The sequence below is a fragment of the Motilimonas sp. E26 genome (assembly GCF_021278025.1).
GTDB lineage: Bacteria > Pseudomonadota > Gammaproteobacteria > Enterobacterales > CBDFNC01 > Motilimonas.
On record NZ_JAIBHJ010000003.1, the window covers coordinates 211,642 to 228,214 of the forward strand.

General features: G+C 44.1%; 15 protein-coding genes. 10 read left to right on the forward strand and 5 right to left on the reverse strand.

From position 1 onward, the window contains the following. Positions 1-115 precede the first annotated feature (115 nt). The 3 genes from rluB (at position 116) to K1M91_RS03885 (ending at position 2,396) form a co-directional block, all read left to right on the forward strand. Positions 116-979: a 23S rRNA pseudouridine(2605) synthase RluB gene (gene rluB, locus K1M91_RS03875; RefSeq protein ID WP_232800234.1), complete on the forward strand. Its 864-nt coding sequence runs from the start codon at positions 116-118 to the stop codon at positions 977-979. A gap of 242 nt (positions 980-1,221) precedes the next feature. Next, the gene (locus tag K1M91_RS03880; protein WP_232800235.1) at positions 1,222-1,947 is read left to right on the forward strand and encodes a YebC/PmpR family DNA-binding transcriptional regulator; all 726 of its coding nucleotides are present in this window, start codon (positions 1,222-1,224) and stop codon (positions 1,945-1,947) included. Between the two features lie 212 nt (positions 1,948-2,159). Further along, on the forward strand, positions 2,160-2,396 hold the full coding sequence (locus tag K1M91_RS03885; RefSeq protein ID WP_232800236.1) for a hypothetical protein: 237 nt from the start codon (positions 2,160-2,162) through the stop codon (positions 2,394-2,396). A 766-nt stretch (positions 2,397-3,162) separates the two neighbouring features. Here K1M91_RS03885 and K1M91_RS03890 read toward each other — a convergent pair. From K1M91_RS03890 to cmoA, 5 genes are all read right to left on the reverse strand, one after another. Beyond that, on the reverse strand, positions 3,163-4,125 hold the full coding sequence (locus K1M91_RS03890) for an alpha-L-glutamate ligase-like protein (protein ID WP_232800237.1): 963 nt from the start codon (positions 4,123-4,125) through the stop codon (positions 3,163-3,165). Between the two features lie 2 nt (positions 4,126-4,127). Further along, a complete protein-coding gene (locus K1M91_RS03895; RefSeq protein ID WP_232800238.1) occupies positions 4,128-5,639 on the reverse strand; it encodes an inactive transglutaminase family protein in 1,512 nt (503 codons plus the stop codon). Positions 5,640-5,707: 68 nt separating this feature from the next. Beyond that, positions 5,708-6,478, reverse strand: coding sequence for an ATP-dependent zinc protease (locus tag K1M91_RS03900; RefSeq protein WP_232800239.1), 771 nt, complete (start codon positions 6,476-6,478; stop codon positions 5,708-5,710). A 101-nt stretch (positions 6,479-6,579) separates the two neighbouring features. After that, positions 6,580-7,569 (reverse strand): tRNA 5-methoxyuridine(34)/uridine 5-oxyacetic acid(34) synthase CmoB, encoded by a 990-nt coding sequence (gene cmoB / locus K1M91_RS03905; protein ID WP_232800240.1) that lies wholly within the window; start codon positions 7,567-7,569, stop codon positions 6,580-6,582. Between the two features lie 33 nt (positions 7,570-7,602). Then, positions 7,603-8,331 (reverse strand): carboxy-S-adenosyl-L-methionine synthase CmoA, encoded by a 729-nt coding sequence (gene cmoA / locus K1M91_RS03910; RefSeq protein WP_232800241.1) that lies wholly within the window; start codon positions 8,329-8,331, stop codon positions 7,603-7,605. 316 nt (positions 8,332-8,647) lie between these two features. Between cmoA and K1M91_RS03915 the strand changes: the two genes are divergently transcribed. The 7 genes from K1M91_RS03915 to K1M91_RS03945 all read left to right on the forward strand — a co-directional run bounded on the left by K1M91_RS03915 (position 8,648) and on the right by K1M91_RS03945 (position 16,504). Beyond that, positions 8,648-9,919 (forward strand): aminotransferase class I/II-fold pyridoxal phosphate-dependent enzyme, encoded by a 1,272-nt coding sequence (locus tag K1M91_RS03915; RefSeq protein ID WP_232800242.1) that lies wholly within the window; start codon positions 8,648-8,650, stop codon positions 9,917-9,919. A gap of 294 nt (positions 9,920-10,213) precedes the next feature. Beyond that, positions 10,214-11,209, forward strand: coding sequence for a 3-oxoacyl-[acyl-carrier-protein] synthase III C-terminal domain-containing protein (locus tag K1M91_RS03920; RefSeq protein WP_232800243.1), 996 nt, complete (start codon positions 10,214-10,216; stop codon positions 11,207-11,209). Next, the gene (locus K1M91_RS03925; protein WP_232800244.1) at positions 11,206-12,222 is read left to right on the forward strand and encodes an NAD(P)-dependent oxidoreductase; all 1,017 of its coding nucleotides are present in this window, start codon (positions 11,206-11,208) and stop codon (positions 12,220-12,222) included. Before K1M91_RS03920 ends, K1M91_RS03925 begins: the two co-directional genes overlap by 4 nt. After that, entirely contained in the window at positions 12,191-13,069 is an 879-nt protein-coding gene (locus K1M91_RS03930) for an MBL fold metallo-hydrolase (RefSeq protein ID WP_232800245.1), read from the forward strand. The genes K1M91_RS03925 and K1M91_RS03930 overlap by 32 nt, the downstream gene beginning before the upstream one ends. Next, complete coding sequence (locus tag K1M91_RS03935; RefSeq protein ID WP_232800246.1) at positions 13,066-14,337, forward strand: F390 synthetase-related protein; 1,272 nt, start codon at positions 13,066-13,068, stop codon at positions 14,335-14,337. Before K1M91_RS03930 ends, K1M91_RS03935 begins: the two co-directional genes overlap by 4 nt. Continuing rightward, complete coding sequence (locus K1M91_RS03940; protein ID WP_232800247.1) at positions 14,325-15,428, forward strand: hypothetical protein; 1,104 nt, start codon at positions 14,325-14,327, stop codon at positions 15,426-15,428. Before K1M91_RS03935 ends, K1M91_RS03940 begins: the two co-directional genes overlap by 13 nt. Next, positions 15,425-16,504, forward strand: a complete 1,080-nt coding sequence (locus tag K1M91_RS03945) for a hypothetical protein (RefSeq protein ID WP_232800248.1) — start codon at positions 15,425-15,427, stop codon at positions 16,502-16,504. The genes K1M91_RS03940 and K1M91_RS03945 overlap by 4 nt, the downstream gene beginning before the upstream one ends. Positions 16,505-16,573: the final 69 nt, after the last annotated feature.

The following is a 16,573-nucleotide window of genomic DNA, read 5'->3' on the forward strand; positions in this document are numbered from 1 at the left end:
AACCGATTTGTGTTGGCTATGTGTTTATTTCTAATCATAAATTTTAATAGCCAATAAAAAATGATGGGTTTGCAGTGTTTTCATTACACTGCGCCAATGAGTGTTAGGAATAACCATGAGTGAAAAGATTCAAAAAGTGCTTGCCCGTAGTGGCGTAGGCTCTCGTCGTAAAATGGAAGAGCTGATCCAAGCCGGTAAAGTAAGTGTTGACGGTAAAATTGCCACCTTGGGTGATCGCGCCGAAGCCGACCAAGTGATCCGAGTGGAAGGCCGCATTATTGCAACCAAAGCAGAAGAAGACGTGGTGTGTCGTGTGTTGATGTACCATAAGCCGGAAGGCGAGCTTTGTACGCGTTTTGATAGCGATGGCCGCGCCACGGTATTTGACCGCTTACCCCGTATTTTAGGCTCGCGCTGGATTGCGGTAGGGCGTTTAGATATTAACACCGCTGGTTTGTTATTGTTCACTACTGATGGTGAGCTAGCCAACCGCATGATGCACCCAAGTCATGAAATTGAGCGTGAATATGCGGTGCGTGTATTTGGCGAAATTGAAGATGAAATGTTGGCGCGCTTGAAAGAAGGCGTACAACTTGAAGATGGCATGGCTTCTTTTAGCAAGATCAAAAAGTCTGGCGGTGAAGGCATTAACGAATGGTTTAACGTTACCTTAAGTGAAGGGCGTAACCGTGAAGTAAGACGTTTGTGGGAAAGCCAAGGCATGCAAGTTAGTCGCTTGATCCGCGTGCGTTACGGCCAACTTAACTTACCAAAGTCGCTGCCAAAAGGTGGCTGGATGGAACTACCGCTAAAAGAAGTGAATGCTCTGCGTAGCTCAGTTAACCTTGCGCCTGAAACCGAAACCAAGGTAAAAGTAGATAAGCGCCCAGCGCGCACGCAAAATACCCGTATTCGCCGTTCGGTGAAAAAACACCAAATGAAGCAAAACAGTGAGCGCAAAAAAGCGCGCAATCGTTAATTTTCACCTACGACCGAAAACCTGCTGCGGCAGGTTTTTTGTTTTTTGGCTGTTTGTCATTTACCGAACCCAGTCACGTCACTGAGCACATTCAGCGTGAGTCACTTAGGTATATTCACCCGAAATTTGACCTGTAACTCGGTTTAACCAGTTTTGCTTGATGGTAAAGCTAGCGTTAGCAGGGGGGTTGCGGGTAAAATCTGCGGCATTATTTTTTCAAATACAGATCGAGAGAGAACGAGATGGGAAGAGCTTACCAGAACCGTAAAGATTCGATGGCTAAAACAGCCGGAATGAAAACCAAGGTTTATTCGAAATACGGTAAAGAAATATACGTAATAGCAAAAAATGGTGGCCCCGATCCCGACACCAACCTCTCCCTAAAACGTATTATTGAAAAGTCGAAAAAAGACCAAGTGCCTACTCACGTTATTGAACGTGCAATTGAAAAAGCGTCAGGTGCTGGCGGTGAAGATTACTCTCACGCTCGCTATGAAGGCTTTGGTCCTGGTGGCTGTATGGTGATTGTGGATTGTTTAACTGACAACACCAACCGCACCCATATGGAAGTGCGTCAAGCCTTTTTGAAAAACGGTGCTAAATTAGGTGCACCTGGCTCAGCGGCACATATGTTTGATCACTTAGCTATTTTGGCATTTAAGGGTGAAGATGACGAAGCGGTACTTGAAGCGTTAATGATGGCCGATGTTGATGTGACTGACATTGAAAACGAAGATGGCGTAATCACGGTATTTGCACCGCACACTGAGTTTTACAAAGCCAAAACAGCCCTAGCTGAAGCCATGCCTGATGTTGAGCTTGATGTAGAAGAGATTACCTTCGTACCACAAACCGAAGCGCCGATTACCGGTGAAGACGTTGCGGTGTTTGAAAAATTCTTAGACATGCTAAATGATTGTGATGACGTACAAGATGTTTATCACAATGGTCAGGTTGAAGAGGCATAAGCCTAAACAACACTGACAATTGAAAAAGCCGGCATTTGCCGGTTTTTTTTGTCGGAAAATAACAGCGAAGGCCCTACAAGGCCGATAATTGATTGTTTACTATAGATAAAGATGATGTAAATATTATGGGTATGTTTTCGACGCCGTTTTGGGGCGTTTTGTGACCCCATAATGGGAGCTAAAAAGCTGTTAGGTTAATGGAGCCTCAATCTATGAAGTTTGTATGCCCAAGCTGTGAAAGACCAATCTATAACCGCAGAATCGAGAAGTGTGAGTTTTGCGGGGATGCTTTACCAAACGAGTTATTGTACTCACAAAATGATGTCGATAACCTAGATAGGCAGCAAGCAGAATCCTTGAAAAGGCAAACTAATACATCAAGTAGTTTATCTGGTGGTGGAGCTGACTTTTTCTCAATTGATTTTGGTGATTCTGGTGGCTGTGATTGAGAATACGCAAAAGACAGGACACCCTCCTAAATTTGAAGCTTGTCACGTCTGCCAGCTTCAACCACCAAGTGCACCAGTTAAAACGACCAGTTAAACCTTTACCAGGATTGTTTCAAAACATATATGAACGAAATTGATTTCTCGAATATAAAATCGATTGAAGCGTATAAGCTTTTTAGATCGGCAAATGGATTAGATCTAATGAGGAAGAAGTTAGGTGATAAAATGCCAAGCTTCGAAAAGATTACATATGATGACTTTGGCGTAGAGAGCACACATGAAATTAATGGGTGGCTAAGGAAGCGGAAAATAGCAATGCTCATTAAATCTTTACCAAGCGGTACTGCTATTAGATGTCATACACCAGAGGTCGGTTTAAATATCCTATCAACGGATAACGTTAGAACTGAACTTACTATAAGCTGGGAGTGCAATTCGATTAATTATAGGATTGGTGCAAAACAAGGACATTATTCCTTTGATTCGGAGTCGTCGACTGCACTAAAATTGAAGGAATTTATTCAAAAAATAATGGGGACACCCAGTGGGCCGAGCTAAGTCGGTAGAAGATTTGAGGTAACAGTATCTGGATAACCATCTAAATTTGAAGCTTGCCAATTCCCATGGGTGACTTTAAAGAGCCGATAAAATGCATCTTTAAGATTGAAGTTGAGGCATAGAGGTAATGCCCAGCATATTTTGAGGAAAAAGCGTGTTTGACTACTCGGCAAACACGCTTGTAATGAGGCAAGCTGGATTGTGTTACCTAGATAGTTGGCGTTTGTGAAAAGTGTTTAATCGCAAACTCAACGCGCTGCTCTGGCGTCATCTTCTTATTCCCAAGGCTTTCAACTAACTGCAACCGCGGCAGTAATCCGGCACCATTGGCCACTTGAATGGCTAAGCCGGGGCGGGCGTTAAGCTCAAGTAGCATCGGACCTTTATCACGGTCTAACACCATATCAGTGCCAAGATAACCTAAGCCCGACATTTCGTAACAGCTGGCAGCAAGGCGGATCAATACATCCCATTGTGGCACTACTAGCTCGTTAAGGGCTCGATTGGTGTCTGGGTGATGAGTGACAGGGTCACCAAATTGCACCGCATGGAGCGCTTTTCCGCTACCTATGTCGATGCCAACCCCCACCGCACCTTGGTGTAAATTAGCTTTACCGTCAGAGTCTGTGGTAGACAAACGCATCATAGCCATCACCGGGAAGCCTTTAAATACGATAACACGTACATCGGGTACCCCTTCGTAGCTAAAGCCATCAAAGGCGGTATCAAACTCAATCAGCGCCTCTATCACTGCTACGTCTTGTGCGCCGCCAAGGCTGAATAAACCGGCCAAAATGTTAGACACATGACGCTCAAAGTCTTCATGGGTCTCTTCGGCGCCATTTGGCTTATAGTATCTATCGTGTTCAACCTTAGTGATAACCAAGATACCTTTACCGCCACTGCCTTTCGCAGGTTTGATGACAAAGCCGCTACGGCCTTTAATCAGCTCTGCCACTTTGCCTACTTCAGCTTGCGAGCTGATCACCCCAATGAGTGCGGGTACAGTGACTTTTGCATCTTCTGCGATAATTTTGGTTTTTAACTTATTATCTACCAAAGGGTAGAGCGAACGCTTGTTATAACGGCCAATATAATGACCGTTACGTTTGTTCATCCCCATTATGCCCTTGGCTTTAAGCTTAAAAGGACTTGCTAGTAAACCAAACATGATTACTTCTCCGCCATAGACTTAAAGCGGTACAGCTCCAATAAACGGTAACCCGTGTAGCTACCAAGAAGCAGTACAAGGGACATAATAATCAGCTGCACACCTAAGAAGTTAAAGGTAATGTGGCGAACATAGTCGTTGTTCATTGCTAAATAAGCCAGTATCGCAACCAGTAAGCTGCCGCCACCTTGGCGCACCACTTCTTTTGCTCCTTCTTCTTCCCATAGCACAGACATACGCTCTATGGTCCAAGACAAGATAATCATTGGGAAGAAGGTGATTTTAAGGCCTTCACTTAAGCCTACTTTATATGAGACGACCGAGAATAAACCGATCATTAAGATAACCATGATGATCACCGCGGATATTCGCGACACCAGCAGTAGGTTTAATCGTGATAGATATGAGCGGATCACTAAGCCGGTACCGACCACAATAATAAAGCCGACTAAACCTGTGACTAGGCTGGTTTGAATAAAGGCCATGGCGATTAATACGGGCATAAAGGTGCCAGAGGTTTTCAGGCCGACTAAAACACGCATTAGAACCACAACCAACACCCCAAATGGAATTAACAAGATGCCTTTAAATAGCGCTTGCTCTTCAATGGGTAAACTTTGGATAGAGAAGTTAAGTAAATCTTGGCTGTTTAGTTTTTCTTTTACAGCCATTAGCGCTGGTTGCTCTTGTTTGATCATTGAGAAGGTGACCAGTGAATCGGATCCCCCTTGTAAATCTAATAACGATGAGTCTGATTGCTCCCATAACAGTAGGTTTTCACGATTGGCTTCTTTACCCGTTTTAACATCGAATAATAGCCATTTATCGCCTTCATATACTTGGACAAAGGCATTGAGAGGTTGGCGGCGGCGGCCATCTTCAAGGCGTAAGCCACCGACTACACGAGCACTAATATCTGCAGAATTAAGTAATTTAACGATTAATTGTGATGTATCAGGTTCGCTATTTACCAGCAATTCTGCATTTTGACTAAGCTCTTTTTTGTTGAACTCTTTTAGCAACTCGCGAGTGTAGCTAAAAGCATCGGCACTGCGTTTAGTCACATCGATTGTTAGCTGATGGGCGGCGGTGCCATATGGTTCTGTCCATTCCGGCACTTCAATTTCGGGAATACTGGCTAAGCCCGACAAGTCTGCATTATCATCTTCGAGCAATTGAACTTTATAGAATAACTCTTGGTTTCCGCTGGCTTCACGAATCGACCACTCGGCACGAGGCGTAGCGTCTTGCTGAATAAAGTTCAAGCCATAACCAGGCGATGCGGCATTTTGATGTAGTACGGTAAAGCCAGGTTGGCTCATTGGCGTGGCAAGGGAAGCTTTCACTTTATCGCCATTGGCAAAAAACTCTACTTTAGCATCCACTGACCAAACGGTGCGTTTAACACCTGGTGTAAGTGGTACTTCATAGGAAAGGTGGCGTTGAATGGTTAAGGCTAAACCTGTCACAAATAAAATGGCGACAAGGATATAAAAAGGCGCTCTGGAGGTCATAATAGCAATGATCCTACTAACTGATTAAAGGTTAAAATTAAGGCGAGCTTTGTCGGCTCGCCTAAATATTACTGAGGTTTAAATTCTGGGTGAATCTGTTGTTTCCCTGGGTCAACCAAGGTGATGTCTTTTAAAAATTCACGACCAAGTAATACGGGATAACTCATTTGTCCGCGATCGGCTAAGGTAAACTCGGCTGAATCTTTAATCGTGCCTAAACGAATGTTAAGTTTAATAACTGGGCGTTTCACCGTTTCTTCACTGGTTGATTGACGAATGTTGGAGTAACGTTCAATCTTTCGCTCTACTGTCATATTGGGCTGGCCAGGCTCATGGGCAATATCAAACTTGACCCACTTTTCACCATCTCGCTCAAATTCAATTACATTGGTAGCATGAATGGAAGATACGGTGGCGCCAGTATCAACACGGGCTAACAGGTTTGCTTTTGGGGGCGAAATGTGTACCCACTCTTCTTCACCAACAATGATTTTTCCTGCTTTGGTGCCATCAACGACTGCTGTTTTAGAGGGAATAATCACTTCTTGGCACTTAGGCTCAGGCATTGGCGCGGGTGCAACAACAATGGTTTTCTCTTTACTAGTAGTTATAAAGGTTTGCTTGAGATCTTGTAATTGAATAGCTTGCTGTTCTCGTAAATGGGCAAGTTCAGCAGTAAGATTGCTATTCATTTGTGTACATTGTTCGACCATAAATTGCTGAGTTTTAGCCAGCTCACTGGATAATAAGTCGGGAGAAACAGTGGGGGCTGGTTTTTCATTGGTAGCACATGCGGATAGCAGCAAAACAGAAGCGGCTAACACGGTTTTTTGAAACATATTTTTTATCCTAGCTATGACAAAAATTGTTGAGTACACATTCACAATGGCAAACTAAGTGATTTATTAACAGACTACAAGAGGTAGTAAAACATTTAGTTCTAGCTTAATCGTTTTTCCGGATTTCGCGCGATGATCACGGCTCTTTTGGGGGCCGGATAACCTTCAATGGTTAAGCTGGGATCGTTGGGATCTAAAAAGTCGCTTAGTGAATCATTTTTCATCCATTGCGTACTGCGCTGCTCGGCTACCGTGGTTTCACTGATATCCACAATGCGTACATCTTCAAAGTCGCATTTTTCAACCCACACTTTTAACGCTGCCGCGCTTGGGATAAACCAAATGTTGCGCATTTGCGCATAACGATCACGTGGTACTAATACATCATTTTCACCGCCATCAATCACTATGGTTTCAAGCACTAATTCACCGCCGGGCACCAGTTGTGATTTTAATTGCATAATATGGTCGATAGGAGATTTACGATGATAAAGCACACCCATTGAAAACACGGTATCGAAGGCTTTTAGTTCGGGCAGTTCTTGAATGCCCAGCGGCAGTAAATGCACGTTTTGATTGTTATTGGCAAAATGACGGATGGTTTCAAATTGGCATAAAAATAGCTGCGATGGATCAACGCCCACTACAAACTCAGCGCCTTCGCCCAGCATGCGCCACATGTGGTAGCCATTGCCACAGCCCACATCTAACACATAGCGGTATTTTAGCGGGCTAATGTGCGGTAGCAGTCGGTCCCATTTAAAATCAGAGCGCCATTCGGTATCAATATGAATGCCGTGCACTGTGTAAGGGCCTTTGCGCCAAGGGTGAAACTTTTCTAACAGGTTGCCAAGCTTAGCTTGCTCACCAGCAGGTAGTTCGCCTTGTTGCCCTACGGAAACCTGACTCTCTAGATCAATGTGCTGGGTTTCAATTTCAGGGAATTTTTTCAGTACTTTTTGCCAGCTTGGAAACTCACCGCGCAAATTGTCTTGTTGCCACAGCGCTAATTGCGCCGGTAAGGTGGTTAGCCAATGACTAAGGCGGTTTTTCGCAATTTGCTGATAAAAGTTATTAAAATCGATGATCACTTAGGGTTACCTTGGTAATGAATTCTGTTTGCTTTATTTAATGGCCACCATGGAGCCAAAATTGAAACACTGAAACCACATATCAACATTGGCAAAGCCTGCGTGATATAAGCGTTGCTTATTTTGCTCGATGGTGTCTGGCACCATCACATCTTCTAATGCATTGCGTTTTTGGCTGATTTCTAATTCGCTGTAGCCGTTGGCGCGTTTAAAGTCGTGGTGCAGCTCGAATAAAAAATCGTGGGTGGTGTCATTGTCAAAGTGGAATTTTTCCGACAGTACTAATACTCCGCCAGGAACGAGGCCTTGATAGATTTTTTCAATTAGGGCATGACGCTTATCTTTGTCAATAAACTGCAAAGTGAAATTTAACACCACGATGCTGGCATTTTTAATCTCAATATCGCAAATATCTTGGCAACTAATGGTCACGGGAACGTCACCACGAAAGGCATCCACATGTAATTGGCAGCGCTCAACCATTGCTGGGGAGTTATCTACCCCAATAATAGCGCAGTCGTTGTGTTTTAAATTGCGGCGCATTTCGAGTGTGGCCGCGCCAAGTGAACAGCCTAAATCATAAAGCTGGGTATTGGGCTGGGCAAAGCGTGCGGTGATCATGCCTATGGCCGAAATAATATTGGAATAGCCCGGCACAGAGCGCTTGATCATATCAGGAAAAACTTCGGCCACTTTTTCATCAAAAGTGAAGTTGCCCATTTGTTCGACAGGGGCTGCAAAAATGGTATCTTTGTGTTTCATTGAGCTCTTCCTTTTGATAGGAGGCGTATTTTAATCAAACCCAGCTCCTTTGTGAAATATCTTCCGCATTTATTTCAGTTGTGAGCCAGAGACTGGATCTTTGACCTAAGATTCGTCATATTTTTAGCGCCTTATATCATGCAGCTAAATAATGGTCCTATTTTGATATGGATTGATTACGGTGAACAAAAAATGGTGCCTTACTTTTACGCTCCAGAGTGAGGAAAACGTTGGCGTGCTATGTTCACAGCGAACTGAGCGCCTAAATTAATGAGATTGAACTATTTGCCTTAGCAATTTAACTTAAGGATGACAGATGAAATTGGAATCATTGGCTTTGCACCACGGCTACACCTCAGAAGCGACCACTAAAGCAGCGGCGGTGCCGATTTATCAAACCACTTCTTATACTTTTGATGACACCCAACACGGCGCAGATTTATTTGACCTTAAAGTGCCGGGCAATATTTATACCCGCATCATGAACCCCACCACAGACGTGTTAGAGCAGCGCATTGCGGCAATGGAGGGCGGTATTGCTGCATTAGCAGTGGCGTCTGGCATGTCGGCTATCACTTATGCTATTCAATGTATTTGTGAAGTGGGCACCAATATAGTGAGTACTAGTCAGCTTTATGGTGGCACTTATAATTTATTTGCTCATTCATTGCCAAAACAAGGCATTGAAACGCGAATGGTCAACTTCAATGATTATGAAGGTTTTGAAAACGCCATTGATGAAAACACCCGTGCGGTTTTTTGTGAGTCGATAGGCAACCCCGCCGGTAACGTGGTTGATTTAGCTAAGTTGGCCGAAATAGCCCATCGCCATGGCGTGCCTTTAATTGTGGATAATACCGTAGCGACACCTTTTTTATGTCGCCCGTTTGAACATGGCGCTGACATTGTGGTGCATTCATTAACCAAATACATTGGCGGTCACGGCACTTCAATTGGCGGTGTGATTGTTGATTCGGGTAAATTTGATTGGGTGGCCAATAAAGAGCGTTTTGCTATTTTAAATGAGCCAGATCCTTCTTACCACGGTGTGGTTTATACCGAAGCTTTAGGCGCTGCCGCTTATATTGGTCGTTGTCGCGTGGTGCCACTACGTAACACCGGTGCGGCAATTTCACCGATGAACTCATTCCAAATTTTACAAGGCTTAGAAACCTTAGGTTTACGCATGGAGCGCCATTGTGAGAATGCGGAAAAATTAGCCGCCTATTTATCGGCGCACGACAAAGTTGAGTGGGTGAATTACGCCGCGCTACCCGACAGCCAATACCGTGAGGTGTGTGAAAAAATCTGTGGTGGTAAAGCCTCAGGGATTTTAAGTTTTGGCATTAAAGGCGGCGCTGCGGCGGGCGGCAAGTTTATTGACGCGCTGCAAATGATTTTACGCTTAGTAAACATTGGCGATGCAAAATCGTTAGCCTGTCATCCTGCTTCTACTACCCATCGCCAGCTTAATCCAGAAGAGTTAGCCAAAGCGGGCGTGAGTGAAGATTTGGTAAGGATCTCAGTTGGAATTGAAAACATCGACGACATCATTGCTGATGTAGAACAAGCCTTAGCGAAGGCTTAAATGTAGACCCAATCAATCTGGAACGTTAAATCTCATCAAGCGTTTACACGTGTTTTGGTAAGGCCTTGATTGGGTATACTTTAACCATTTAGCAAGCAAGTAACTAGGGCGGCGCTTGCCGCTTTAGTTATGCCTTAGCACCGCAACGGCTTGGTTTTTATTCGAGCCTTGAAATAATGACCATTCGTTACAAGTAGTTACTCTACCCAAAAATGCAATACATGTTTACTGTTAACCAGATCGTGCTAGTTTGAGCTTGGCTTTTGGACATGTAAGTAAAGCTTAAGGAAATTCATGGCATTTGATATTGTCGGCAGTGATATTTACCTGCCAGAAACTAAGTGGTCAGATAAGGATTTTGACCTGTATTTAGGATTAAAAAAAGGCACCAGTAAACGCCAATTCGGTGTCGAAACACGCCACGTTGCCGCCAATCATGAAACGGCTATTTACATGGCCGCAAAAGCGGCGTTAGGTGCACTAAAAAATGCTTCATTAACCATTAATGACATAGATTTACTCGTTTATGCTAGCGCTTCTCATCACCAAGCATTGCCCTATGATGCCGCTGCTGTATTGGCCAGCTTAAATGCACCCGTTAACCTTGCTAGTTTAGACATAAATAGCTCGTGCTTATCATTTTTAACGGCTTTAGATTACGCCCAATGTATTTTTCTGGCTAAACGACACCAGCGTATTTTAATCGTGAGTAGTGAGCTCGTCACTGGGATAACGTTGAATAAAACCACGCCCGCAAAAACTGAGGTGGCAACCTTGTTTTCCGATGGCGCAGCCGCTTATGTGTTACAAGCCGCGCCAAATGTCTCTGGGTTTACCGGTGCTCTGTTTGAAACTCATCACCAAGGCTACAATTTTTGCCAAGTTAAAGCTGGTGGCAGTCATGTTAACCCTCATCACACGGCGCCAGAGCAACTATTGGCCGCCAGTCAATTTGAAATGGATGGCAAAGCCTTGTTTCGTCACATGACAACAACGTTGCCGGCTTTTTTAGTGCGAGGTTTACAGCAAAGCAATATTCAACGCGACCAAATTGACTATTTACTGCCGCATCAAGCGAGCCACCTTGCATTGAAAAGATTGCCTAAAATGAGCGGGTTTTGTTCACAAAAAATAGTTAATAATGTGGCACAGTGTGGCAATCAAATCGCGGCATCACTACCCATTAACCTGCACCTACTCAGGCAACAACAAGCCAATAGCGGCAAAAAAGTATTACTGATTGGCTCGGCAGCGGGGTTATCACTGGGAATGGGATTTCTGACACTATGAAGATATTGGTTACCGGTGGTACTGGTATGCTCGGCAGTGCCATTATTCGCTTATATCATCAAGAACATGAACTGCATTTTATTGGCCGTAATGCCGCCATTGTGCAGCAGTTAAGTGCTAAATATCCAGTGACGGGCCATGTGGCGGATTTGTGCGATCTGGATGCCATTAGTAAAATTTTTGCAGACATTGAACAGGATAAAAGTAACGATGAACAAATCGATGCAATTATTCATTGTGCTGCGCTTTCTAGTCCTTGGGGAGCCTACCAAGCATTCGAGCAAGGGAATGTGCAAGCTACTCGTAATTTATTAGCCGTTGCTGAACAATATAATATCCAGACGTTTGTGCATGTATCCACTACCAGCGTTTATTTTGACTTTACTGACCGTTGGAACATAACCGAGCAAGACCCCGTAGCCAGTCCGTTTTGTAATGATTATGCTGAAACGAAATACCTAGCAGAACAGGCAGTGCTTGCCAGCTCGAACCATAGTGTTATTTTACGTCCTCGTGGCATATTTGGACCTAATGACCAAGCCATCGTGCCGCGTTTATTGGCCGCAATCAAAGGGCGTTATTTGCTGCTCCCTTCGGCTAAAAACCCAGTGCTGGATTTGACCTATGTAGACAATGTGGCAACAGCGGCATTGCTTGCTTGCGCCAAAGGCCCCAGTTTACCAAAGGGCGAAATATTTAATATCACCAATGGTGAACCCATGCCCATTAATAGTGTGTTAGTCGCTTTGCTGGCTGCGTTAGGATATAACGCGCGTTTAGTAACATTACCCTATGCCTTAATTGCCCCTATTATTGCCCTTAACGAATTCATTCGACGTCGATTAGCCCACCGCCCAGAGCCGAAAATTACGGTTTATGGTGCGGGTTTATTGCATTTTCATCAAACGTTAAATATTGAAAAAGCCAATCAATTACTGGGTTATCAAGCAAGTGTTAGCATCACAGAAGGGATCAGACGTTATGTCGATTGGACTAAAAATAAAACTGTTTGAAGGAGGGCACTGTGTGCATCCTGGGTTTGTTGTTAAACCGGGCAGTGGGCTAAAGCCGCGCGCGTTTCCTGCCGCCGTGGCTTTGATTGAGCATCCATCACAAGGCTATTTATTATTTGATACGGGTTATCACGAAAATTTTTTCACTGTTACTCGCACGTTCCCTGAGCGTTTCTATGCATGGACTACACCTTGTAAGTTAAAGCATGGTGATGGAATCATTGAGCAACTACAGCTTGCTGGAATAGCGCCATTGCAAATAAACCATTTAGTGCTGTCCCATTTTCATGCTGATCATATTGCCGCGGTGAGCGAGTTTAATAGCGCGCAAATTCACTGTACGCAGCAGGGGCTTAACTCAATACAGCAGTCAGGGCGAATTAATGGGGTGCGTAAAGGGTACCTGAAAAAATTATTGCCCGCTGAGATAACCAAGCAACTGTGTATTCACACGCAATTTCCTTTGGCCTTTGATCAGGTTATAAACGGGAGAGGTGCCTCTGAAGGCCCTGCTATTGAGTTAGCATGCGCCGATTTGTTTAATGACCAAAGCTTGTACTTGGTCGCACTGCCTGGACATGCGGCAGGTCAAATTGGCCTGTTATGTCAATTAACCAATCGATGGGTCTTTTTATTGGCTGACGCCTGTTGGCTGATTGATAGCTTGGCAGATGAGATTGATCAACATTGGTTAGCTAATTTTTTATGTGACGATGTAGCGCAGTATCAGGCTACCTTGGCGCAGTTAAGGCATTGCTATCGGCGGTATCAGCATCTAATAGATTTTGTGCCATCCCACTGTTCAACAACTATTAATGCGCTAAAAGCCAAAGGCTGGATGCAGTGATTTTGTTATTAAATACTTTTATTAAAGCTCGCTATAAAAGGTTTCATCAGCGCCAACAACTGCAAGATTGGCAAGCGCAACAAGTAGACAAGCACCTTGCTTGGGTTTGCCGACACTCGCCTTATTATCGCGCGTTACAAGGGGCTAAGCTGGATCAATTCCCAATCATGAATAAACAGCAAATGATGGCAAATTTTGACCAGTTGAACACCTGTGGATTAGAGCAAGCACAATTGTTTGAATGCGCGATTAATGCGGAGAAAAAGCGCCATTTTAGTGACTCTGCAATTGGTGACATTACTGTGGGGTTATCATCAGGCACATCTGGCCAGCGCGGTTTGTTTTTGGCCAGCCCACAAGAACGACAGATTTGGGCCGGCAATATTCTCGGTAAATTATTACCCAGCCTGATAACCAAGCACCGTATTGCCTTAGTGTTAAGAGCAAATAGCCCACTTTATGGCACCGTTAACAAAGGGCCGATTCAGTTTTGCTATATAGATATCACGCTGCCGATTGAAGTGTGGATGAAGCAGTTAGATGTGTTTCAACCCAGCTTGTTGATTGGCAGTGCCCAAGCATTACAATTGTGCGCCTTGTATACGGGGAAATACAGCCAGAAAGCCATTCAACCTCAGCGCATCATTTCTGGGGCTGAAGTGCTAACACCAGCAGATAAACACTGGCTACAGCAAAAATTTAACTGCCCGATTCATGAAATTTATCAATGCACAGAAGGCTTTTTAGGATGCACGGATCAGCAAGGGCAAATGCGTTGGAACGAAGATATAGTGCTAATTGAAAAGCATTGGCTAAATGCAGAAAAAACTCATTATAGCCCAATAATTACCGACTTCCGCCGCCGTACACAACCAGTGATCCGTTATCAACTGGACGATATTATCGTGGCGAAACAAGACTCGGGTATATTCGAAGCGATTGGGGCGATAGCCGGTCGTTGTGGCGACTGTTTAAGCTTGCTTGGACAGGGACGACAAAAAGGCTGCAAAGTGCCTGTATTACCAGATCTTATCTATCGGGCCATTACTCTAAAAATTGATGAGCATTGTGATTATAAAATTTCACAGCTAGCGGATGATTGTATTGAAATAGCTGCAGAGCCAACCTATCACCAGAGAATACAACAAGCGTTAAGTGAGCTTTTTGCGCAGCAAAATGTACTACCTGTGACATTTATGTTTGCGCCTAAACCAGTATGGCAGGCCGCAAACAAGCAGCGTAGAGTGATCAACTTATGCGGATCTTAATTACAGGAGCCAGAGCGCCTGTTGCCCTTGAATGGGCGCGAATTTTATTGGCGCAAGGGCATCAGGTATTTCTAAGTGATTGCTGTCGTTTTCCTGTTGGCAAATTTGTGTCTGGGATCAGCGGTTACATACAAACGAGTTCGCCGCGATCAGAGCCTAAGCAATACCAGTGCCAAATAACCGCATTGGTTAAACAACATCAAATTACATTACTTATTCCCACCTGTGAGGAAGTTTTTTACTTAGCCCAGTTTAGCCACCGTCTAAACGGGGTTAATACTTTAATTTGTGATGCTCCGTTACTATTTGGCTTACATGATAAATTTCAATTGTTTACCTTGTTAGCGGGGCTGCCGGGAGTACGCCTACCCAGGACTAAAAAAATCACCCGCGTACAGCAAATTGATCTTAAATGGGACAGCATATTAAAGCCCACTTTTTGCCGGTTTGGCGAGCAAGTGATCCGTAATATTAATCAGGCCAGCCTGCAAGAAATAACAGTAAGTCCGCAACAGTCTTGGGTGCAGCAACAGAAACTCACTGGACAAGCATTTTGTAATTACGCCTTATGTGATCGTGGCGTTATCATCGCTCACCAAGTTTATCTTCCTGAATATCGTGTTAATCAGTCTGCGGCGACCTATTTTAGGCCAACAGTTAATCGGGCTATCAATGAATTCATGTCTGCTTTTGTCAGTACTTATCACTTTCATGGACAAGTATCCTTTGATTTTATCGAGCACCTAGGCAGCATATACGTTATAGAGTGTAACCCAAGGACAACCAGTGGCTTGCACCTAATTGCGGATAACTTACATTGGCCCAGTATGAACACGCCAATGGAGAACTCACAGAATATAGCCAAGTATGTTGGCCTTGCCATGTTGTTAGCTGGTGGGGGTAAGGCATTATTGAACGCTAAGATATGGCGTGATTTTCATCAAGGTGACAACGTTTTGGCTAGTAAACGCTACCCGCTGCGGCCGTGGGCACTGCTATTAAGCACGGGAGAATTATTATTGAAATCATTACGACAGCGAAAAAGCGTAACGGCAGCCAGCACTGACGACATTGAATGGAATGGGGAGTGAGCATGTTAAACGCGCAGCAGTGGCATCAAGGCTATTTTGAGATGATGTTAGAGGGCAGTAAAATTGCGCAACTGGATGCTGATTTTGTGTGTTATCAGCAGCAAGGGTTAACTATTCCCGCTACGATCAGCCACACCAAGGTGAACAACAGTTATGTGGTTTCGCCGTTAACGCTAATCACCGGTTATGCACAAGATGAAATCCCCAAAGTACGTTTTGCTGCCTTACGTTGGTTTAGTTATCAGCTAGTTAAGATCGTTGAGAAGCCCTTGCAGTTAGCGGGGGTGGGCACTGTGCAAACCTTAAACAATCAATGTTTATCTACTAATATGTATTGCCAAGGGTGGCAGACCATTAATTTATCGAAACTGCGCACGCAAGCATTGGAAACCCGCAGTGGGCACGCTCTGTTGCTGCGCTCTTTAAATGCAGCCCAACATTCCCCTATTATTGAGCGATGTGAGCAAGACGGTTGGTTAGCCATTGTTACTCGTCAAGTTTACCTGCATACAGACTGGTCAGCAGTGGTTGCAGGCAAAGATTTAAAAACAGATTTACGACTACTAAAACAACCACAATGGACTTTTAAAAAGTTAGTTACTGAGCAAGAAATAGAGCGGGCTAAAGTGCTTTATGACGCACTATATTTAGGTAAATACAGTGAGCATAACATTCAATTTACGTTGTCTTTCTTTCGTCATGGAGTGCAGTCGGGGCTGTTGTCGCTATATGGTTTGTTTTATCAAGAAGAGATGCTCGCCTGTGTTGGTATGGTGATTATTGACGGCGACATGACATGCCCAATACTGGGCTATGACCTTCAGCAACCGCAAAAACTAGGGCTTTATCGGCGCGCTTCTGCCTTTACTATCAATTATGCCCAGCAGCATAATTTACGATTTAACATGAGTTCAGGTGCGCCTTGGTTTAAACGCAATCGTAAAGCCAAAGCAGAAATTGAATATAGCTATGTTTACTGCCAGCATTTAAGCAAACCAAAGCAATGGGTATGGAAAACCTTTGCTTGGTTAACCAAACATTTTTATCGCCCAATTTTAGAAAAACAAGGCTTATAAAATAGAGTGGTTATCTCGTAAACCTCACTGAAGACACGTGGATAATTCTATCGGCATTGAAAATATCGA